Source organism: Bacillus weihaiensis, assembly GCF_001889165.1.
In the GTDB taxonomy this organism is placed as follows: Bacteria; Bacillota; Bacilli; order Bacillales; family Bacillaceae; genus Metabacillus; species Metabacillus weihaiensis.
Window position 1 is genome coordinate 1,259,006 of sequence record NZ_CP016020.1, and the last position, 19,787, is coordinate 1,278,792.

The 19,787-nt window shown below is 35.7% G+C and carries 23 protein-coding genes; 19 read left to right on the forward strand and 4 right to left on the reverse strand.

Annotated features, from left to right (window positions below; translation table 11 throughout):
• Positions 1–85: 85 nt before the first annotated feature.
• From A9C19_RS05930 to A9C19_RS05960, 7 genes are all read left to right on the forward strand, one after another.
• Entirely contained in the window at positions 86–748 is a 663-nt protein-coding gene (locus A9C19_RS05930; RefSeq protein ID WP_072579086.1) for an O-methyltransferase, read from the forward strand.
• A 2-nt stretch (positions 749–750) separates the two neighbouring features.
• Positions 751–1,680 (forward strand): peptidase U32 family protein, encoded by a 930-nt coding sequence (locus A9C19_RS05935; RefSeq protein ID WP_072579087.1) that lies wholly within the window; start codon positions 751–753, stop codon positions 1,678–1,680.
• 34 nt (positions 1,681–1,714) lie between these two features.
• Positions 1,715–2,983 (forward strand): peptidase U32 family protein, encoded by a 1,269-nt coding sequence (locus A9C19_RS05940; RefSeq protein WP_072579088.1) that lies wholly within the window; start codon positions 1,715–1,717, stop codon positions 2,981–2,983.
• Between the two features lie 5 nt (positions 2,984–2,988).
• On the forward strand, positions 2,989–3,624 hold the full coding sequence (gene udk / locus A9C19_RS05945) for a uridine kinase (RefSeq protein WP_072579089.1): 636 nt from the start codon (positions 2,989–2,991) through the stop codon (positions 3,622–3,624).
• Positions 3,625–4,153: 529 nt separating this feature from the next.
• Positions 4,154–4,627, forward strand: coding sequence for a transcription elongation factor GreA (gene greA, locus A9C19_RS05950; RefSeq protein ID WP_072579090.1), 474 nt, complete (start codon positions 4,154–4,156; stop codon positions 4,625–4,627).
• Positions 4,628–5,045: 418 nt separating this feature from the next.
• Positions 5,046–6,812 carry a peptidoglycan D,D-transpeptidase FtsI family protein gene (locus A9C19_RS05955; RefSeq protein WP_072579091.1) on the forward strand — a complete coding sequence of 589 codons (1,767 nt, stop codon included), beginning with the start codon at positions 5,046–5,048 and terminating at the stop codon, positions 6,810–6,812.
• Positions 6,813–6,956: 144 nt separating this feature from the next.
• A complete protein-coding gene (locus A9C19_RS05960) occupies positions 6,957–7,631 on the forward strand; it encodes a YrrS family protein (RefSeq protein WP_072579092.1) in 675 nt (224 codons plus the stop codon).
• A gap of 381 nt (positions 7,632–8,012) precedes the next feature.
• Here the strand turns inward: A9C19_RS05960 and A9C19_RS05965 are convergent, their stop codons facing one another.
• Positions 8,013–8,216, reverse strand: coding sequence for a DUF2536 family protein (locus A9C19_RS05965; RefSeq protein WP_072579093.1), 204 nt, complete (start codon positions 8,214–8,216; stop codon positions 8,013–8,015).
• 210 nt (positions 8,217–8,426) lie between these two features.
• Between A9C19_RS05965 and mtnN the strand changes: the two genes are divergently transcribed.
• The 3 genes from mtnN to A9C19_RS05980 all read left to right on the forward strand — a co-directional run bounded on the left by mtnN (position 8,427) and on the right by A9C19_RS05980 (position 10,596).
• Entirely contained in the window at positions 8,427–9,119 is a 693-nt protein-coding gene (gene mtnN, locus A9C19_RS05970) for a 5'-methylthioadenosine/S-adenosylhomocysteine nucleosidase (protein ID WP_072579094.1), read from the forward strand.
• Positions 9,120–9,247: 128 nt separating this feature from the next.
• Positions 9,248–9,481 carry a YrhC family protein gene (locus A9C19_RS05975; protein ID WP_072579095.1) on the forward strand — a complete coding sequence of 78 codons (234 nt, stop codon included), beginning with the start codon at positions 9,248–9,250 and terminating at the stop codon, positions 9,479–9,481.
• A gap of 974 nt (positions 9,482–10,455) precedes the next feature.
• On the forward strand, positions 10,456–10,596 hold the full coding sequence (locus A9C19_RS05980; protein WP_083584297.1) for a YrzI family small protein: 141 nt from the start codon (positions 10,456–10,458) through the stop codon (positions 10,594–10,596).
• A 720-nt stretch (positions 10,597–11,316) separates the two neighbouring features.
• Here the strand turns inward: A9C19_RS05980 and sigK are convergent.
• Complete coding sequence (gene sigK / locus A9C19_RS05985) at positions 11,317–12,039, reverse strand: RNA polymerase sporulation sigma factor SigK (RefSeq protein WP_072579096.1); 723 nt, start codon at positions 12,037–12,039, stop codon at positions 11,317–11,319.
• A gap of 201 nt (positions 12,040–12,240) precedes the next feature.
• Between sigK and A9C19_RS21470 the strand changes: the two genes are divergently transcribed.
• Entirely contained in the window at positions 12,241–12,399 is a 159-nt protein-coding gene (locus tag A9C19_RS21470; protein WP_145925780.1) for a sporulation protein YjcZ, read from the forward strand.
• A gap of 535 nt (positions 12,400–12,934) precedes the next feature.
• On the opposite strand, the gene sda is transcribed toward A9C19_RS21470, so the two are convergent.
• Entirely contained in the window at positions 12,935–13,075 is a 141-nt protein-coding gene (gene sda, locus A9C19_RS05990; RefSeq protein WP_072579097.1) for a sporulation histidine kinase inhibitor Sda, read from the reverse strand.
• A 384-nt stretch (positions 13,076–13,459) separates the two neighbouring features.
• On the opposite strand from sda, the gene A9C19_RS05995 reads away from it, so the two are divergent.
• The 8 genes from A9C19_RS05995 to A9C19_RS06030 are packed head-to-tail and all read left to right on the forward strand — an operon-like array spanning position 13,460 to position 18,487.
• Positions 13,460–13,975 carry a YqeG family HAD IIIA-type phosphatase gene (locus A9C19_RS05995; protein ID WP_072579098.1) on the forward strand — a complete coding sequence of 172 codons (516 nt, stop codon included), beginning with the start codon at positions 13,460–13,462 and terminating at the stop codon, positions 13,973–13,975.
• 4 nt (positions 13,976–13,979) lie between these two features.
• Positions 13,980–15,086 carry a ribosome biogenesis GTPase YqeH gene (gene yqeH / locus A9C19_RS06000; protein ID WP_072579099.1) on the forward strand — a complete coding sequence of 369 codons (1,107 nt, stop codon included), beginning with the start codon at positions 13,980–13,982 and terminating at the stop codon, positions 15,084–15,086.
• A 19-nt stretch (positions 15,087–15,105) separates the two neighbouring features.
• Entirely contained in the window at positions 15,106–15,948 is an 843-nt protein-coding gene (aroE, locus tag A9C19_RS06005; protein WP_072579100.1) for a shikimate dehydrogenase, read from the forward strand.
• Entirely contained in the window at positions 15,942–16,235 is a 294-nt protein-coding gene (gene yhbY, locus A9C19_RS06010) for a ribosome assembly RNA-binding protein YhbY (protein ID WP_072579101.1), read from the forward strand. The genes aroE and yhbY overlap by 7 nt, the downstream gene beginning before the upstream one ends.
• A gap of 24 nt (positions 16,236–16,259) precedes the next feature.
• Entirely contained in the window at positions 16,260–16,829 is a 570-nt protein-coding gene (locus A9C19_RS06015) for a nicotinate-nucleotide adenylyltransferase (protein ID WP_072579102.1), read from the forward strand.
• Entirely contained in the window at positions 16,819–17,391 is a 573-nt protein-coding gene (gene yqeK, locus A9C19_RS06020; RefSeq protein WP_072579103.1) for a bis(5'-nucleosyl)-tetraphosphatase (symmetrical) YqeK, read from the forward strand. The genes A9C19_RS06015 and yqeK overlap by 11 nt, the downstream gene beginning before the upstream one ends.
• Positions 17,391–17,747 carry a ribosome silencing factor gene (rsfS, locus tag A9C19_RS06025; protein ID WP_072581764.1) on the forward strand — a complete coding sequence of 119 codons (357 nt, stop codon included), beginning with the start codon at positions 17,391–17,393 and terminating at the stop codon, positions 17,745–17,747. The genes yqeK and rsfS overlap by 1 nt, the downstream gene beginning before the upstream one ends.
• Positions 17,744–18,487 carry a class I SAM-dependent DNA methyltransferase gene (locus A9C19_RS06030; RefSeq protein ID WP_072579104.1) on the forward strand — a complete coding sequence of 248 codons (744 nt, stop codon included), beginning with the start codon at positions 17,744–17,746 and terminating at the stop codon, positions 18,485–18,487. Before rsfS ends, A9C19_RS06030 begins: the two co-directional genes overlap by 4 nt.
• A 400-nt stretch (positions 18,488–18,887) precedes the next feature.
• Here A9C19_RS06030 and comER read toward each other — a convergent pair whose 3' ends face one another.
• Complete coding sequence (gene comER / locus A9C19_RS06035) at positions 18,888–19,721, reverse strand: late competence protein ComER (protein ID WP_072579105.1); 834 nt, start codon at positions 19,719–19,721, stop codon at positions 18,888–18,890.
• Between the last annotated feature and the right edge of the window lie 66 nt (positions 19,722–19,787).

Here is a 19,787-nt window from a genome sequence, read left to right on the forward strand (position 1 = left end):
ACGATTAATAAGTAAGAATGACACACTAAATCGAGATAAAAATAGAGAAAGATCTGTAAGATGTTTGCGAATTGGGAGGGCAATCATGTTAAGTGAAGATGTACTAACGTATATAGAGAACCTAATTCCTGATAGGCCTCCGTATGTTACAAAAATAGAAGAATATGCCTTAATGAACAGTGTTCCAATTATGGAAAAACCAGGTATTGAGGTGTTGCTTTTATTATTAAAAATGCAACAACCAAAGAAAATCTTTGAAATTGGGACTGCCATCGGTTATTCAGCAATACGAATGGCGTTAGCATTACCTGAGACTGAGATAGTGACAATTGAGTTAGATGAAGAACGCTATAATCAAGCTAAGATCCACGTGAAAGATATGGGGCTTGATCATCAAATAAAACTATATCTCGGTGATGCATTACTACTTTCTGAGAAGATAAAGCAGCATGGGGAATTCGATGCTTTTTTTATAGATGCGACAAAAGCAAAGTATACAAAGTTCTTTGAACTATATGAACCCATTCTTTCGGAGAATGGTGTTATCTACACGGATAATGTGCTTTTTAAAGGCACAGTAGCAAGGGATCGATCATTACTAAAAACAAGAAGACAACGTACGCTTGTAAGAAAGCTCGATGAATACAATAAAATGTTATTTACAAAAGAAGGCTACGAAACAACAATGATCCCTGTAGGTGATGGGATCGCAGTTACAAGAAGAATTGAAAGGGTTAGAGGTGTTTAAAAGTGAAGAAACCGGAATTATTGGTAACACCAAAAAAAGTTGACGAAATTGTTCCTCTTATTGATGCTGGAGCAGATGCATTTATCATTGGTGAGCAAAAGTTTGGTTTACGCCTAGCGGGGGATTTTTCTAGAGAAGAAGTAAAAGAAGCGATCGCTCTTGCGCATCAGCACGGAAAAAAAGTGTATGTAGCAATGAATGCTATTTTCCATAATGAATTAGTTGAAGAAATTGGAGAATATCTTACGTTTGCTTCGGAAGCGGGAGCAGATGCGGTTGTTTATGGTGATCCTGCTGTACTGATGATGGCTAAAGAATTTGCCCCATCTATGAAATTACATTGGAATACTGAAACCACTGCAACAAACTGGCATACGTGTAACTACTGGGGAAGAAAAGGATCTAAGCGTGCTGTCCTTGCTCGTGAACTGAGTATGGATGCAATTGTTGAAACAAAAGAACACGCAGAAGTAGAAATCGAAGTACAAGTACATGGGATGACTTGTATGTTCCAATCTAAACGCTCCTTATTAGGTAACTACTTTGAGTATCAAGGAAAAGCATTGAAAATTGAAAATCGAGATCAAGAAGAAGCGATGTTTTTATTTGATCCAGAACGTGATAATAAGTATCCAATCTTTGAGGATGCTAATGGAACCCATATTATGAGTCCTAATGATATGTGTATTATAGATGAGCTTGGTGAAATGATCGATGCAGGGATTGATAGTTTCAAGATTGATGGAATCCTACAAACTTCAGAGTACATTCTTGACGTAACTAAGAAATATCGTCTAGCCATTGATACGTACATTGCTGATCAAGATAAATACGAGGAAATAAAGGAAGGCTTGCTTTCTGAAATTGAAGAGCTACAAGCTAAAAACCGTCCGTTAGATACAGGATTCTTCTTCAAGGAAACCGTTTATTAATAGTAAAAACACACAATGTAAGGAAGTGAAAACAATGACTACAATCGCAGATAAAATATCAACAATAGTAGATGGGAAGCGAGTCATTACGAAAAAACCTGAATTGCTAGCACCAGCTGGAAACCTTGAAAAATTGAAAATTGCTGTACATTATGGGGCTGACGCTGTATTTATTGGTGGACAAGAATATGGTTTACGTTCTAATGCAGACAACTTTTCACAAGCTGAAATGGCAGAAGGTGTCCAATTTGCGAACAAATATGGTGCAAGAATATATGTAACAACAAATATCTTTGCTCACAATGAAAATATGGACGGACTAGATGAGTATTTAATAGGGTTACAGGAAGCAGGAGTAGCTGGAATAATTGTAGCAGATCCCCTAATTATTGAAACATGTCGTCGTGTAGCACCTAAATTAGAAGTGCATTTAAGTACACAGCAATCTCTATCAAACTGGAAGGCTGTTCAATTCTGGAAAGAAGAAGGTCTTGAGCGAGTAGTTTTAGCACGTGAAACAAGTGCAGAAGAAATAAAAGAAATGAAAGAAAAAGTAGATATTGAAATTGAAGCATTCATCCACGGTGCGATGTGTATTGCTTATTCTGGTCGTTGTACATTAAGTAATCATATGACGGCACGTGATTCTAACCGTGGTGGATGTTGTCAATCATGTCGTTGGGATTATGATTTATTTAAGCTACAGGACAATAACGAAGTGGCTTTATTTGATGAAAAAGATGCGCCGTTTGCAATGAGTCCTAAAGACTTAAACCTAATAGAATCTATTCCTAAAATGATTGAACTAGGTATTGATAGTTTGAAAATTGAAGGAAGAATGAAATCAATACATTATATAGCAACAGTAGTGAGCGTGTACCGAAAAGTAATTGATGCATACTGTGCCGATCCTGAGAACTTTAAAATTGATCCTGAATGGTTAAGAGAGCTTGATAAGTGTGCGAACCGTGAAACGGCTTCTGCCTTCTTCGAAAGTGTGCCAGGCTCTAAACAACAAATGTTCGGAACTCATAGTAAGAAAACAACGTTTGATTTCGTTGGTCTAGTATTAGATTATGACCCTGAAACAAGTATGGTCACTTTACAGCAAAGAAACCACTTCAAGCCAGGCGAACTAGTTGAATTTTTCGGACCTGAGATTGAGAACTTTACACAAACAATAGAGAAGATTTGGGATGAAGAAGGAAACGAGCTAGATGCAGCACGTCATCCACTACAAATTGTGAAATTCAAAGTAGATAAACCGGTCTTCACGAACAACATGATGCGAAAGGGGTTCTAAAACCTATGGCAAAAAAACCGGTTGTAATAGGAGTTGCAGGTGGCTCTGGCTCTGGTAAAACAAGTGTGACAAAAGCAATCTATGAGCATTTTAAGGGTCACTCTATCTTAATGCTAGAGCAGGATTATTATTATAAAGATCAAAAGCATCTTCCTTTTGAGGAAAGATTAAATACAAATTATGATCATCCACTGGCATTTGATAATGACTTATTGATAGATCATCTTCATTCATTGCTTTCGCATAAGGGGATTGATAAGCCTGTTTATGACTATAAATTGCATACGAGATCTGAGGATGTTATAGTAGTTGAGCCGAAGGATGTTATTATTCTAGAAGGAATACTAATTTTAGAAGATGAGCGCCTGCGTGACTTAATGGATATTAAACTTTACGTGGATACAGATGCTGATTTAAGAATTATCCGAAGACTGTTGCGAGATATTAAAGAAAGAGGTCGTTCAATTGACTCTGTTATTGAACAATACCTTACTGTTGTCCGTCCAATGCATAATCAGTTTATTGAACCAACGAAGAGATATGCAGATATTATTATCCCTGAAGGCGGACAAAATCATGTAGCAATTGATTTAATGGTAACAAAAATTCAAACAATTCTTGAACTAAACGCCATTTTGTAATAACATAGCATAGATAAAGTCTACTGTGTTCATATTATGTATAAGTCATTTTTTAGCTATTTCTATAGACTCTATTCTAAATAACTGTTGTTTTGGAAAGTGATAAACTTTTTTAACGATGTTATACTGAAAAAAGTCTTTCTAAATATCGACATTTGGTTGAGGAGAAGGAGGGGCAAACGATTTTTGCCCTTACTTTTTTACATATTTTAAGACAACTTTATTCTTTTATAGTAGGGCTCTCTAAAAAGAATGTTACTAACGGGTATAATGAATAGGTAATAGACTAGGTTCTATTTCATGAATATACGAGTCTAAGAAGAATAGATACCACTAGTCTTCTTAGGGGGGCAATTTCATTCATTTACTTAAAGCAGCAAAGTAATTTAAAGATCATCTATCATTTGCTTGTTTAGATTAGATTTAGCTAACCTTATACACCTTTTTAACATATATCAAGAGATAGAAAAACGATTTTATTAATGACTCAGTACGACAGGGACAGTCTACAAGAAGGAGTGGAATAAACATGGCACAAGAAAAAGTTTTTCCTATGACAAAAGAAGGTAAAGAAAAGCTAGAGCAAGAGCTTGAATATTTGAAAACGGTTAAGCGTAAAGAAGTTGTCGAACGTATCAAGATCGCTCGTAGCTTCGGTGATCTTTCTGAGAACTCCGAGTATGATTCCGCTAAGGAAGAACAAGCCTTTGTAGAAGGTCGAATTACGACTTTAGATAATATGATTCGAAATGCTAAAATTATTGAAGGTGAAGCTGATACAAGCACTGTTTCGCTTGGTAGAACAGTGACCTTTACTGAACTTCCTGCTGGTGATGAAGAAACGTATACAATCGTAGGTAGCGCAGAAGCAGATCCTTTTGAAGGCAAAATCTCAAATGATTCACCAATTGCGAAAAGTTTGATTGGTCGAAAAGTTGGAGATGAAGTAACTGTACAAACTCCTGGTGGAGAAATGCTCGTGAAAATCGTGAATATTAGCTAAAATAGGTTTAGATCATGAACACCTCGTCGAAAATGGAGACGAGGTGTTTTTTATGTTGTATAGGAAACTAAAAACGTATCGTTGGTGGAGTAGTGCTTTGATATCTAGGTTCAGCTCCTCAAGGTCATAGATGATAAGAAAAGAACACCTAGTATTCTATATGGTCTTATTGCACCAGGCTGTCAAAGGCTTCCTTAGGCTTTTATTCTCGCAGTGTAGCTATAGTTAAGGTGAATGGAATCAATACTTGAGGCTCCTGGGGACATTAGATGTATGAGTTACATCTACCAAACTGGAGCTTAAGAAGGCCCTACTGTAAATGAATGTAGAAACGATAAACAGCTACATTATATGATAGTGCCATTTAGTAGGAGAGCTTTTTCATTGGATCACCTTAAATAAAACGAAGGAGCTTCATATGAGTCATTCTAAACGCTTTATTTCAATAGGAATTATATTTATCCTCATATTCTTCTTATATCTATACAGACTAGCAGATCTTCAACTAATACACACAGAATCTTTTACAGATAAAGGAATTAACCTAGTCCAAGAAAGTGTAAATCAACGTACACAGGAAGTTGTCATTGATGATGGGAGAGGCCGTTTTGTTGATCGTAACGGAGTAGCATTAAAAGAGGATGCGGAGCCCTCGCTTGTTTTATTTCCTTTCTTAAAGGATATTACGTGGTCTGTCGACTCACTCTCCTCCATTGTAGGAATATCAGATAAAGAAATAAGAAGCTATTTAGTTGATGCGAAGGAGCCTGTTGTATTAGCGAAAAAAGAGGGAGTGGATTTGACTGACCAAGAATTAAAAGAAATTAATGAATTAAGCATACCAGGTGTTTTTGGCGTATATAAGCAAACAGCTGTAGATCAAGACATCGCAAAGCATGTATTAGGTATAACTGGTGAAAATGCAACCCAGTTACGATCAAAATATCCTGATAGAGAGGACTTGTCCTATAAAACAAAAATTGGGATTACAGGGTTAGAAAAGGCATTTGATGAGTTTTTGTTACCTGATGCAGAAACTAAGCTTCTCTATCATGTAGATGGAGATGGAAATCCATTATTTGGAGTGAATGTTAAGTATATTGCTGATTCTAATCCCTTTTATCCAGTTACTATTGAAACAACTATAGATACAGAGATACAATCAGCTGCAGAAAAGATTTTATCTAACCAAAAAATCGAAAAAGGAGGACTCATCTTACTAGATGTTGAAACGAATGATGTGCTTGCTATGGTAAGTAAGCCAGAATTAGATAGATCGGATGAAGATACCTTTATGAACTATATGCTACGTCCTCTTTTTCCAGGTTCTATCTTCAAAACTGTCATCTCAGCTGCAGCGATTGAATATGGATTAGATGATGCGACAAGAACGTTTAATTGTAATCTTAATTTACATGGTGAAAATGATGGTGGGCAAGACGATGGGAACCTTTCATTTGAACGAAGCTTTGCTAAAAGCTGTAACTATACGTTCACTACGTTAGCTAAAGAATTAATGGAAGAGAACGAACATGTGGTAGAAGAAACAGCTGAAAAACTTGGGTTATTAGGATCAATTGGTTGGAATGGAGAAGTATTTCATTACACTAACTTTGAACAATTCCCTGAAGAAGTAGAGGGGAAAATCTGGGGGGATGAAAATGATAAAAAGGTCCCAAGAGCAATTGATCAGACGGCAATTGGACAAAAAGATGTAAAAATAACACCGCTTGCAGTTGCGAATATGATGAGCACAATCGCTAGAGGCGGACAAAAAGAATCGGTTCGTATCGTAGATAGTATATTATATAAAAATGGAACAACGATGTTTACATTTAATGAAAACATCGATAATCAAGATACAATTTCAGCCTACACGGCTGCAAAGCTACAAGATTTGTTACGCTTAGTTGTAACAGATTCAGAAGGAACCGGAAGAAGGTTTCAATCTTCTTCATACGAGGTATCAGGTAAATCAGGGACAGCTCAAACTGGGAAGATGACAGAAGAAAATGAAACATTATATAATAAGTGGTTCGCTGGATACTTTCCTGCCGATCAACCTAAATACGCACTTGTCGTGGTCGAAATGGATACGACAAGTGCAGAAGCTGGGACAAATGCGGCTTTTTATGATATAGTAAATGAACTTGCGAATTTTGACGCTAAAAATAGTTCAAATTGACGTAGAGTGAACATGGTATATAATGTATTCTACAACTAATCGTTTTTTTGTTGAAACTTCTTACTTACTATTTACGACTAGATAGATAATAACGTAAATTTATGAAGAAGTATGAAGGTATGAGGGACAAAGGAGTGTAGTACATTGAGTTATAATGAATTAAATCATTCTCGATTCGAAAAAAGAGATAAAAAAAGAAAAAGTAATATAGTATTAAATACATTGATTGGTCTTGTACTTGTTCTTATTCTATTTGTAGGCTCTCAGCTCATTCTTGGAGGAAACTCTGAAAAAACAGCAAAGTACAATGAACAACCAGACGTCAAGCTCTTGAATGAGGAAGAGAAAAATGACGCAGAAGCAAAAGAAGAGAAGCAAGAAATTGATGAAAATAAAGCGGATGGGGAATCAACGCTAGATGAAGACGGTGATGGGGAACCAGATCAACAAGAAGGTAGCGAAGAAGAACTGAACGACCCTTCAGATCAAGCTATTATTACAGAAGGAGATCCGGAGTCTGAAATAGCAGAAACAATTGAAAATCCAGGCTGGTCACCAGTAGGTACATCACAAACCGAGCCTCACACTGCAGACTATACAAAGGGTAGCCAGGACTGGACAGAAATGACGAAGGCCCTAAGTTATGCAACAGGTATTCCTGAATCAGATATGATTATATGGTTTTTAGGTAATAATGGTTCACCTAATGATGCTGTAGGGACTATTTCACCTAAAGACCAATCCATTAAATATAAGGTATATATTACATGGGTTGAGAATAAAGGCTGGAAGCCAATAAAAATTGAAAAGCTGAATTAATGGTAAAACCATCCTCGTATACGCTTGTAGAGGATGGTTTTTTTGTTTTGTTTTTCTAGAAAAGTGAGCGTTAGTGTGCACGAAAATTTGTTTTAGCCAATAAGCAAATCAATTCCTTAAATGTTTATTAAACACAAATCTAAAGAAATATAGCTACCTTTACATTTTGGCTATATATCAAGTGTCTGGTCTGGTTGAATCCCGCTCCAGTTGCTCGTTTTTTCGCGGAGCGGACGGAGAGCCTCCTGTAGGAGTCTCGCACTTCCCCTCCATACAACCTTAAGTCGTTTTCGTTCAAAAACCCTATTTTTTACATTCATTCATGTCCATAACACATAAGAAAAGGAAAAATTAGTACATAGTATTAGATATACACACGCTTTATAAGGCCTTAAAATGGACAACTGCTGTATAAATCGTTCTACCATCGGGAGTACTATGTACATTATGGGAAACAGAATGTACGGAAAGTAAAAGTGCCTGATTATTGACAATTTGCTCATTAATCTTTTTCTCTAATTCTTTTACATTTATTGCCTCGAAAAATTCAACTTTATCTTTAATTAAATCTAATTGTAAATTCATCCTTTTTCCTTCACTCCTAACATGATCTACAGAAATACTATACCAGACGATAGATTTGATTCCAATGGTGATCCTGTGCTAAGAGAATGATGAACATTCTTGCTTTATCTTCACTAAATATGTACACTCTAACATGTAACAGAAATGTCGATGTGTTCATTCAAGCACAGACATTTTGAGCAAAGTGATAATAAGAAGGGATTTGACAAAATGAAAATCGCTATAATTGGTGCAATGGAGGAAGAAGTAACTATTCTTCGTGATAAATTAGATAATCGTACGCAGCAAGTAATTGCTAATTGTGAATTTACTGAGGGTACATATAATGGAGTTGATGTTGTCCTTCTTAAATCAGGTATTGGTAAAGTCAATGCAGCTTTAAGTACAACGTTGCTTCTAGATCGTTACAAACCTGATTATGTTATTAATACAGGGTCTGCAGGAGGCTTTCATCCATCTTTAAATGTAGGTGACGTTGTCATTTCCTCTGAGGTTCGTCATAACGATGTTGATGTAACAGCATTCGGATATGAATATGGTCAAGTTCCAGGCTTACCTGCAGCTTATCTTCCTGAGCAAAAGCTAGTTGATATTGCTGTACAAAAAGCAGAGGAAATTGAAGACATTCAAGTGGCAAAAGGTCTTATTGTAACTGGAGACTCTTTCTTAAGTGATCCTACTAAAGTGGAATTTATACGTAGTAAATTTAATGATCTACATGCTGGTGAAATGGAAGCGGCAGCTATTGCTCAAACCTGTCATCAATTTAATGTACCGTTTGTTGTCATTAGAGCATTATCTGATATCGCAGGAAAAGAATCAAACATATCATTTGATCAGTTCTTAGATCAAGCAGGAAAGCATTCGGCACAATTGGTACTAAAGATCGTAGAGGCTTTGTAAACACTGAGAAACAATCATAGTGAACTGCACTAGTATCCTTACCATGGTAATTGGAGAAAATTACATGATTATGAACCTACTAGACTATGTTATTGTATATATATGACATGACTAGTAGGTGATTTGACATGACGAAAAAAAACTTACGCAATTTAGTTTCAGATTATAAAAACTATGCATTTGTTTTATTAGCTGCAAGTGTTTTCCTATATATTGGTGTTGTTTTACCAGGCCAAGGTAAAGAACCTCTTTACGATTGGGTTATGATGGGAACAACATTCCTTTTTCTTGTTGGATCTTACAGTTGTTTTAGGATTTCGTTAAACTATAAAAAACAGTTAGATGAACAAGAAGAACTTTAATGATTGAAAGGCTGAAGACAAACAGATGTAACATTGTTTGCCTTCAGTCTTTTTTGTGTATTATACCTATTTTTTAACTTTGGCTCTGTTATATGTAATTGGTGTCCGATGCAGTCATTTGCTTTTTCCGAGATGAAAGAATAATTAAAAATCTCAACTAGCGGTTCTTAAAAAAAGCGATTCTTCCTGTGGTGGTCCGAGTGCCTGCTCGACTTAAGCTCCTGAAGGGTCTCCCTTTGACACGCTTCTTTCGCACGATTATCCTGTCCTTCACTCCAATCAACAAATAGCAAAAATCCACATTAAACATGACCACAGCCTAAATCTTTAAAAGCTAAGCAAAATCCTTAGCTTTATTGTCTAGCTTCATAGCCTCAGTTACCATCCGTTCGAGTCATAAAAAGCGCGCTTTTTACTAAATAGGCATGGACCTTAAGTTTATCTAAATGCTTCACTAGTGATGCAAGTTAAGGAGAAGACTTGAGTGGTCTGCTAATGACTAAGGTGATGATTTATTAATCGTTATTATAAATTAATTTTTCTGAATATAAAGACTTTTTAGAAGGTGGAAAAAATGGTTTACACATTTGGTAATTGTGGATATAATTACCATAGAATCACAAATTTACTAATAGGGAGGTCGAAGAAAATGATTAAAGTAACAACATTATCAATGCTCTTAAGCAAATCTAATTTCATAGAATTATTCGACCAAACTGGTGTAGATTTTCGATCTTAATGTACTTACTTTTCTTTCATAGATAAGTATATCGCCACAGGTTGATTAACTGAACTTGTGACCGATTAAATATAGTTATTTATCGTCACGGGTTGCCTGTGGCGATTTTTTGTTTTTATCAATACGGATAGATCGATAAATGAAGAAAAATCCCTCCAAAAGAACAGGCAACCTGTGTTACATCACATGCAAGAGGTATAGGACCAAAGAGGTTTTTTAAAGGAGGTGATAACTTATGACGATCAACTTATTCTTCATTACATTATCAATTACTAGAAAAAATGAATCAAAAGAAGTTTATGAGAAAAACAAAGAAATTACCCGAAGAATGGAAGGGGTAAAGGAAAGAGAGTACGAACTTTTCCGTAATATGTAATTCTTGAAGAAATAAAAATTAGGAGGCGTTTACTATGCATAAAATGAAATTATTGGTACATTTAACTTTGGTGAAGGACACTGCCTAGCTTAGGATAAGACTTGAAATGATGAGATGATAAATCGTAAAGGCATTTGCCTGATTAAGTAGCCCTAAATGTCTGCTTTCCCACTAGCTACAACTATTTCTCTTCTAAGGAGAGAGCACTTTTTTTTGTTGCTCATCATGGTATTTGTTGTAAATGAACGTTAGATTTTCTGAAAGTTATATTGTTAGCAATGGAGTATAAGAAAAAGTATAAATGGAAAAGAGGCTGACCCAAAAGTCTAGATTTTAGACCTTGGGTTAGCCTCTTTTCATACTTTTATCTTTTTAATTCAGGTAACGTAAAAACCGGGACGTTCCATTGCGCTCCAGTCACTTGCTTTCCTCACTTCCCGCAGGAGTCAAGTGTCTTACGCTGGGGGCTTCTTTGCGTTGCACATAACTTTAAAAAATGCAGAAAACAATAAAAAGAACGAAAGAAAAAGAGGAAAATGGAAACCAATAAGGGGAAGGAATCCCTCTTTTTTCATTAAAAAAGCCTAATTATTTGTTTCTACACGAAAGATAAAGAAAAGGTGCTCAAAAGGTCGTTATTTAACAACCTTTTGAGTCAACCTCTTTCGTTTTATAAAATCAAGAATAGAAGCGATAACCTCTTGCTTCTTCATCTTAAAACTACTCTTTTTTTCGATTACGTTTTTCTTTTTCTGCTCTGTAAAATTCATGAAACATTTTCATGAGAGCTCTTTTCTCAATTCTAGAAACATAGCTACGTGATATGCCTAGTTCTTTCGCAATTTCCCTCTGAGTCTTTTCCTTCTTTAAATCAAGTCCAAATCTGCCAACAATTACTTCTTTTTCCCTTCCATCAAGTATATCAATATACTCTTTCACTTTTTCTAACTCCATATTTAATTGGATCGTTTCAATGACATCTTCGTTTTCTGATTTGAGAACATCAATTAAACTAATTTCGTTCCCTTCCTTATCTTGACCAATTGGGTCGTGAAGGGAAACATCTTTCTTTGTTTTCTTTAAAGCTCTTAAATGCATTAAAATCTCGTTTTCTATACAACGAGCCGCGTACGTAGCAAGTTTCGTTCCCTTTCCTTGTGAGTAACTTTCAATCGCTTTAATTAAACCAATTGTTCCAATTGAGATTAAATCCTCAGAATCTTCCCCAGTATTTTCAAATTTCTTAACAATATGTGCAACGAGCCTTAAGTTATGCTCGATTAAAAGGTTTCTCGCATAATCATCGCCTTCTGACATTCGCTGCAAATATTTCTTTTCGTCTGAAGCAGACAAAGGTTGTGGGAAGGCATTATTTTTAACATAAGATACTAAAAACACTAATTCTTTTATGAAGAAACCTAGTGCTGATATAAGCCCAGACATACCTCCACCTCCGCTAGAACTTTATGTAGGCGTTAGCCTATAACACATTCTTATGTAAGAGGGAACTTGTTCGTGTCTGTACAATGCAAGAACTTCTCATTCTTGCTAAAATATTTTTTTATTATGGGTGAGGGTAGCCTAAGCGAAGAGAGTTATTGAGTCATATATCTATAATAAAATGATGATAAGGAGGAAGTAGAAGTGGCTGGTTATTCACCATATGGTCCAGGACCTTATCCTTATTATCCAACGTATGGAAGCATTGGGTATGGATATTGGTTTGCGTTTATCGTTGTTCTTTTCATATTATTGCTTGTTTTAGGTGGAGGATATTACTATTATAATTCTTTTAGAAGATGACGTTGTGATGAATGAGTAACCTTCGTGTGAGGGTTGCTTTTTCTTTTCTCTTTTTCTTAAACTTTGCGGGTATTTAATATGAATTTAAAGAGTTTCCATATATACGGAAGAAGTTCGAGAGCAACACAAGAGTCACGGTCCTAGTATAGAAAAAACTAGTACAAAAAGTTGACTCTGTCATTTGTCATTTTTCAGAAACAATAACTTATATGAAAATGATCTTATTAAATGTTGGGTCTTATGTTTAGAAATCGAAAGAGCTACCTTTCGAGTTCCATTTATAGAGGTGTAAGAAAGCGCTCTAAAAATGGAGAAGGTATCCTTTCGTCATAAATAAGGAAACAGTCGGGTTTTCCAAGTGATTTTTATATAGAGGTACTTGATAACTAATGGTATAATAGCATTCTCTATAAGATGATACATAGTAGGGAAAAGAGTAGTAAATGCATCCCATGGAAACAATAGGAGTAAGATGAATGGCACAAGGCAAGTAGTTAAACAAAAAAAGAGCCGTATAGAAGGCTCGGTTTATAGCTTAAGAGGAAGCTTTAAGTACATGTCCTAAAGAACGGCGTTTAATTTCTAATGAAATAAGCTCTATAAAATCATCGTGTAGTTTCATTTCAGTTGCTTTATAGTATGATTCAATTAACAGTTCGTCAGAAAGTTTTCTCATGGTTTAGGCCAACTTTGTGGCTCACACCTCCTAACCGTTATTTACGCATTTAGCAGCGCAGTAATTTCTTATTTGTTATTGTTATTATTTTCTATTAATTTAAATCTAACATGAATAATAAAAGAGAACAACCGTTCTGTTATCCACAGTTACAAGTGGATAAGCTGTGGGTATAATGTTTATAACGATGGAAAAGTGAATAACTACAAGGGGGATAATGTGTATAATATTATCCACAACTGTTGAAGAGAGTCGGATATTGTCGAAAAGTTTTTGTGATGAATGTGAGCTTTTTTTCATATAGTATAAGTTTGTTTTGAAACCATCGTATTAATTCGATATGATGTAAGTTGGCAAAAAAATGATAATGAGGTGTTTAAACTCATGCTACGACAATTTTTACCCGGTGAGTATGTAAAAAGTATCTATCATATTTCACCTAAGCAATTAAAAGAAAGTGGAGTAAAAGGAATCATTACAGATTTAGATAACACGTTAGTTGAATGGGATCGACCTAACGCAACACCTGAGCTTTTAGAGTGGTTTAAAGAATTAAAAGATTATGGGATGCAGGTTACAATCGTATCAAATAATAATGAATCAAGAGTAAAGGCTTTTTCAGAACCGCTAAATATACCTTTTATCTATAAAGCAAGAAAACCGATGGGAAAGGCTTTCTTAAAAGCTGTTAAAGATATGAAGCTGAAAAAAGAGGATGTTGTTGTGATTGGTGATCAGCTATTGACTGATGTACTAGGTGGTAACAGAAATGGTTTCAAAACCATTTTGGTTGTGCCAGTAGCATCGACAGACGGTTTTTATACGAGAATTAATCGAATGATTGAACGTAGAATCTTGGATAGCTTAAAACGTAAAGGAATGATTCAATGGGAGGAATAAAACAGTGTCAGAACAGCAATTTTCATGTATAGGCTGTGGAGTAACCATTCAAACAGAGAATGAAGAATTATTAGGGTATGCTCCTGAAAGTGCATTAACAAAGGAAGAAGTAATATGTCAACGTTGTTTTCGATTAAAGAACTATAATGAAATTCAGGATGTGTCTTTAACAGATGACGATTTCCTGAAGATTTTACATGGTATTGGGGAATCTCCCGGCTTAATTGTTAAAATTGTCGATATTTTTGATTTTAATGGGAGCTGGCTTCAAGGATTACACCGCTTTGTAAAGGGAAATCAAATTCTTTTAATTGGGAATAAAAGTGATATTCTTCCTAAATCGGTTAAAAAACAAAAACTGATTAATTGGATGAAAAGAGAAGCTAAAGAATTAGGTCTAAAACCAGTGGATGTATGTCTAGTGAGTGCAGCAAAAGGGCATGGGATAAAAGAAGCTGCAGAGCTAATTGACCAATATCGTAATGGCCAGGATGTCTATGTTGTTGGGTGTACAAATGTAGGGAAATCTACTTTTATTAATCGTATGATTAAAGAGGTGGCAGGAGTAAATGATGTGATCACCACTTCTCACTATCCGGGCACTACATTGGACTTAATTGAGATCCCACTTGATAATGGTGCGTCGTTATACGATACACCAGGTATTATTAATCACCATCAAATGGCTCATTATGTTGATAAAAAAGATTTAAAACTACTAAGTCCAAAGAAAGAAATAAAGCCAATGGTTTTTCAGTTAAATGAAGAACAAACACTTTATTTTGGTGGACTTGCTAGGCTAGATTATATTTCCGGTGGAAGAGAATCATTTGTATGTTATTTACCTAATGAGCTCAAAATCCACAGAACTAAACAACAAAATGCAGATGAATTATATGAAAAACACGCAGGTGAGTTACTTTCACCACCAAGGAAGGAAGATGTACCAACCTTTCCTAAATTAATTCCTCATGAATTTACTATCAAAGAAGCGAAAACGGACATCGTTTTCTCGGGTTTAGGCTGGGTTACAGTGAATCAACCAGGAAAAAAAGTCATCGCGTATGCTCCTGAAGGTGTTAATGTAACATTAAGAAATTCGTTAATTTGATAGTAGAGGAGAGAGGTTTATGGGGAACCTATATGGTCTAATAGGAAGTCCAGTGGAGCAATCAATGTCACCTGATATTCATAATGATGCTTTTAGAGCGTTACAATTAGAACATTATTATCAGGCATTTCACGTTTTACCAACTAATTTAGAAGAGGCTGTTAGGGCTTTGAAGCTTCTAAATATTAAAGGGTTTAATGTGACAATTCCACACAAACTATCAATTATTCCGTTACTTGACGAATTAGATGAGTCAGCCCAAATTGCGGGAGCAGTTAATACAGTGGTTCATTTAAACGGTAGGTTAATTGGGTATAATACGGACGGAAATGGATATGTTAGCTCCCTAAAATCAATCATAAATAAGCCATTAAAGGATCAAAAAATATTAATTATTGGAGCTGGTGGTGCAGCTAGAGGCATTTATTTCACCTTGACGAATCAAGGCAGTATGCATATAGATTTCTGTAATCGGACAGTATCCAAGGCAGAAGAGCTAATTAAAGAATGTCCTTTTCCAAATAAAAGTCATGCATTCGGCATCTCACAAGCAGAACAACAATTAGCAGATTATGATATCATCATACAGACAACAGCAGTCGGGATGTATCCTAATAGGAATGAAAAGCCTATGAGCTTACGTCAAGCAAAAAGAGGGGCTGTCGTAAGTGATATTATTTATAACCCTATTCACACTGCTTTCTTAGAAGAAGCTAAAGAATTGGGATTAGTTGTTCATAATGGAGTAGGGATGTTTGTCCACCAAGCTGCGCTTGCATTTGAATTATGGACAAATCAAGTACCATCAATCGAGAGAATGTCGAAGATCGTGATAAACAAATTAGGAGGAACAACATGTTAACAGGTAAACAAAAACGCTTCTTGCGTTCTGAAGCACACCATTTAAACCCAATCTTTCAAGTAGGAAAAGGTGGAGTAAACGAAAATATGATTCAACAGCTGACTGATGTTTTAGAAGCTAGAGAATTAATTAAAGTATCCGTTCTCCAAAACTGTGAGGAAGATAAAAATGTTGTAGCAGAAGAAATTGTAAATGGAACAGGGGCTGATCTTGTTCAAGTAATAGGAAGTACAATTGTCTTATATAAAGAATCAAAAGAGAACAAACAAATGAAATTACCAAACTAATCTGGATCCTAAGAGGAGAGAATGATGAAAAAAATTGGAATATTAGGAGGAACCTTTGATCCTCCTCATCTTGGCCATCTTTTCATTGCAAATGAAGTCCTCCATAAAATGCAATTATCTGAAATATGGTTTATACCCAATGAAGTACCGCCACATAAGCAAGCAGATAATTTTACGGACAGCAGACATCGTCTGGAAATGCTAAAGCTTGCTGTTAAAGACTGTTCTGCATTCCATGTGAGTACTATTGAATTAGAACGAGATGGCGCTTCATATACATATGATACATTGCAACTTTTACATGAAGAATTCCCTGAGCATTCATTCTACTTTATCATCGGTGCAGATATGATTGAATATTTATCTAAATGGCATAAAATTGATGAACTTGTAAATATGATTACCTTTATTGGTGTAAACAGACGTGGTTATGAAACAAAATCACCGTACCCTGTTACGACAATAGATATTCCTTTGTTTGAAGTTTCTTCTACCATGCTAAGAGAGAGACTTAGTAAGAATGAAACAACAGCTTATCTTTTACAAGAAGAAGTGAAAAGATATATAGAGGAGAATCATTTATATGGAACGTGATGTAGCATTACAAATTGTGTCAGAGCAATTAACAGAACATCGCTATCTTCATACGGTTGGCGTCATGGAAACGGCCATTCAATTGGCTAAACAATATGGAGAAGATCAAAAAAAGGCAGAAATAGCTGCGATCTTTCATGATTATGCAAAATTTCGACCTAAAAAGGAAATGAAGAAAATCATTAAAGATCAGGAATTTCCTAAAAAACTGTTAGAGTATAATAGTGAATTGTGGCATGCCCCTGTAGGTGCCTATTTAGTAAAAAAAGAAGTCGGTATAAAAGATCAAGATATCTTAAACGCTATTAAATACCATACTTCAGGACGTCCTAATATGACGTTGCTTGAAAGAATTATCTATGTAGCAGACTATATTGAACCAGGACGTATTTTTCCAGGTGTGGAGGAAGTACGTGAATTAGCAGAGGTAAGTTTAGATAAAGCATTGCAGAAATCATTGCAAAATACCATTATGTTCTTGTTGAAAAAGAATCAGGCTGTTTATCCAGATACTTTTAAAACATATAATTCGTTAATACTTGAAGGAGGAAGTGATTGTTAATGAGTGAGAGAGAGATTTTAACAACAGTGGCTAAAGCAGCAGATAGTAAACGTGCAGAGGATATTATCGCCTTAAATATGAAGGGGATATCTTTAATTGCAGATTATTTCCTTATTTGTCATGGTAATTCTGACAAACAAGTACAAGCAATAGCAAGAGAAATGAAGGAAAAAGCGGAAGAACAAGGTCTTATTGTTAAGCGACTTGAAGGCTTTGATGAAGCACGATGGATTTTAATTGACCTAGGCGATGTAGTAGCTCATGTTTTTCATAAGGATGAAAGAGGCTACTATAACCTCGAACGTTTATGGGGAGATGCCCCGATAGAAGATCTTGCTAGTGAGCTTAGTCAATGATCTACAAAGGTTTTGCCTCTATTTATGACCAACTTATGAAGGATGCTCCCTATGAAGAATGGGCTTCATTTATTGGAATTGCCATCGAGCGCTATCATCCAGAAGCTACGTCTGTATTAGATCTTGGCTGTGGAACAGGTGAGATTGCAGTGAGGCTGGCAAAACAGCAGTTATCTGTTACAGGTGTTGATTTGAGTGAAGATATGTTAACTGTGGCACAGGCAAAAGCAATTGATAACAATGTCAACATTTTGTTTGTAGAGCAAGATATGAGGGAGCTGTCAGGCTTTCAAGAACCATTTGATGTTGTCACTATTTGCTGTGATTCGTTAAATTATTTGCAAACGAGAGTGGATGTAGAACAAACATTTAAACAGGTGTATGATCATACGAATTCAGATAGCCTGTTTATTTTTGATGTTCATTCGGTTTATAAAATTCACGAGATTTTTGCCAATTCCACGTTTGCAGAACAAGATGAAGAAATTAGCTATATATGGAGTTCTTATTTAGGTGAGGAAGAGAATAGTATAGAGCATGATCTTACCTTCTTTGTGAAGGATGATGAAGTATATCAACGATTTGATGAGCTACATGTTCAAAGAACGTTCCAGATAAATGAGTATAAAGAGATGCTAGAAGCTGCCTCCTTTAAAGTGGTACATATATGTGCAGATTTCAGTTTGGAACAAGAGCCTACAGCTACTTCTGAACGAATTTTCTTTATTGCGAGAAAGTGAAAAAAGGTGAGCCTTCGCTCGCCTTTTTTTGATTGCTTAGCGTATTATAAAATGAATCGATTGCGGATAAGTACTTCGACATTCTGCTGCCTACTAGCACGTCAAGTCTATAGTGATAAGCCTGGCAAAAAGCTCCGTCGGTTCTTATTCGCCTTTTGCTTGTCGCCTATAGGTGGGTGCAATCCACTTTTTTTACAGACATCCGCCTTCTTATGGCGATTAGGGAGTCTCCTCTTTGTCTGACTGCGTGAGATCTCCCCCTGGCACTCCTCCAATTTCTAGAAGAGGTCTCATGCCTTTCCCTCTAATCAATGACGTTCAAAAACTCAATAGTAAGCTTTTTCACAGCATGGTAAAAAAATAATTATGTTTGTGCAGGAATCTTCTAATAAAAAAAGAATTATTTGTTTGTTACTGAATTAAATTGTTCTGAGACTTCATCAATATCTTCATAGTATTTCTCGTGTGTGACTTGAAACACCTTATTAAACATTTCTCCGACTTCATTTTCTAACACATTGATTCCTTTTCCGGTTACACCACCTTTAACACAGACTTTTTCTTGTAGGGTCGGTAGTGTATAAAGCTCGGTTTCAATCAGGTTGCCCATCCCAACGAGCATTTCACTTGCTAATAAAACAGCCTGCTCTTTCGTAATATCTGTTTCTTCTACAGCACTATCAATAAATCTCTGTATTAAGTAACTAAAGAAAGCTGGACCACAACTTACGATATCAGATGCAACTCTTGTTACATTTTCTTCAATTTGAACAGGTGTAGAAATCTTCTCAAACATAGTTTCAATTGCTTTTCTTGTCGATAGATGACAAGATTCTCCAAACGTAACAAGTGAGACACCTGAGAAAGCTCTATTGGTAATACTCGGAATCGCCCTTGCTACTTGACATCTCACTAAAGATTCAATCTGATGAACATTTATCGGACTAGTAATAGAAATGAGACATTTACTTGGCTCGAGTAGCTGTTTGAGATTATTTAAAAGTGGATAAATGTCTAATGGTTTTACACAGATGAAAATAAGGTCTGAATGTGTGACAACCTCTTCGGCAGACTTGAGTACGTTAACCTCAGGGTACAGTTGTTCAATTGCTTCAGCTTTTTCAAGAGTTCGATTTGTCATATTAATAAACGAAGGCTTAATAGCCTCTGATTCAATAAACGATTCAATTAAGATTCTTCCCATGTTTCCAGTTCCAATAAAACCAACTTTCAAGGTATTTCCCTCCTTATATTATGGCTCTCTCATACACGATATGTTGTAAGAAATACTTTTATGAAT

Bases quoted from the DNA above. Each gene is read 5' to 3' on its own strand.
- A9C19_RS05930 (WP_072579086.1), top strand. From the start codon at position 86: ATGTTAAGTGAAGATGTACTAACGTATATAGAGAACCTAATTCCTGAT.
- A9C19_RS05940 (WP_072579088.1), top strand. From the start codon at position 1,715: ATGACTACAATCGCAGATAAAATATCAACAATAGTAGATGGGAAGCGA.
- udk (WP_072579089.1), top strand. From the start codon at position 2,989: ATGGCAAAAAAACCGGTTGTAATAGGAGTTGCAGGTGGCTCTGGCTCT.
- greA (WP_072579090.1), top strand. From the start codon at position 4,154: ATGGCACAAGAAAAAGTTTTTCCTATGACAAAAGAAGGTAAAGAAAAG.
- A9C19_RS05955 (WP_072579091.1), top strand. From the start codon at position 5,046: ATGAGTCATTCTAAACGCTTTATTTCAATAGGAATTATATTTATCCTC.
- A9C19_RS05965 (WP_072579093.1), bottom strand. From the start codon at position 8,216: ATGAATTTACAATTAGATTTAATTAAAGATAAAGTTGAATTTTTCGAG.
- mtnN (WP_072579094.1), top strand. From the start codon at position 8,427: ATGAAAATCGCTATAATTGGTGCAATGGAGGAAGAAGTAACTATTCTT.
- A9C19_RS05975 (WP_072579095.1), top strand. From the start codon at position 9,248: ATGACGAAAAAAAACTTACGCAATTTAGTTTCAGATTATAAAAACTAT.
- A9C19_RS05980 (WP_083584297.1), top strand. From the start codon at position 10,456: ATGACGATCAACTTATTCTTCATTACATTATCAATTACTAGAAAAAAT.
- sigK (WP_072579096.1), bottom strand. From the start codon at position 12,039: ATGTCTGGGCTTATATCAGCACTAGGTTTCTTCATAAAAGAATTAGTG.
- sda (WP_072579097.1), bottom strand. From the start codon at position 13,075: ATGAGAAAACTTTCTGACGAACTGTTAATTGAATCATACTATAAAGCA.
- A9C19_RS05995 (WP_072579098.1), top strand. From the start codon at position 13,460: ATGCTACGACAATTTTTACCCGGTGAGTATGTAAAAAGTATCTATCAT.
- aroE (WP_072579100.1), top strand. From the start codon at position 15,106: ATGGGGAACCTATATGGTCTAATAGGAAGTCCAGTGGAGCAATCAATG.
- yhbY (WP_072579101.1), top strand. From the start codon at position 15,942: ATGTTAACAGGTAAACAAAAACGCTTCTTGCGTTCTGAAGCACACCAT.
- A9C19_RS06015 (WP_072579102.1), top strand. From the start codon at position 16,260: ATGAAAAAAATTGGAATATTAGGAGGAACCTTTGATCCTCCTCATCTT.
- yqeK (WP_072579103.1), top strand. From the start codon at position 16,819: ATGGAACGTGATGTAGCATTACAAATTGTGTCAGAGCAATTAACAGAA.
- rsfS (WP_072581764.1), top strand. From the start codon at position 17,391: ATGAGTGAGAGAGAGATTTTAACAACAGTGGCTAAAGCAGCAGATAGT.
- A9C19_RS06030 (WP_072579104.1), top strand. From the start codon at position 17,744: ATGATCTACAAAGGTTTTGCCTCTATTTATGACCAACTTATGAAGGAT.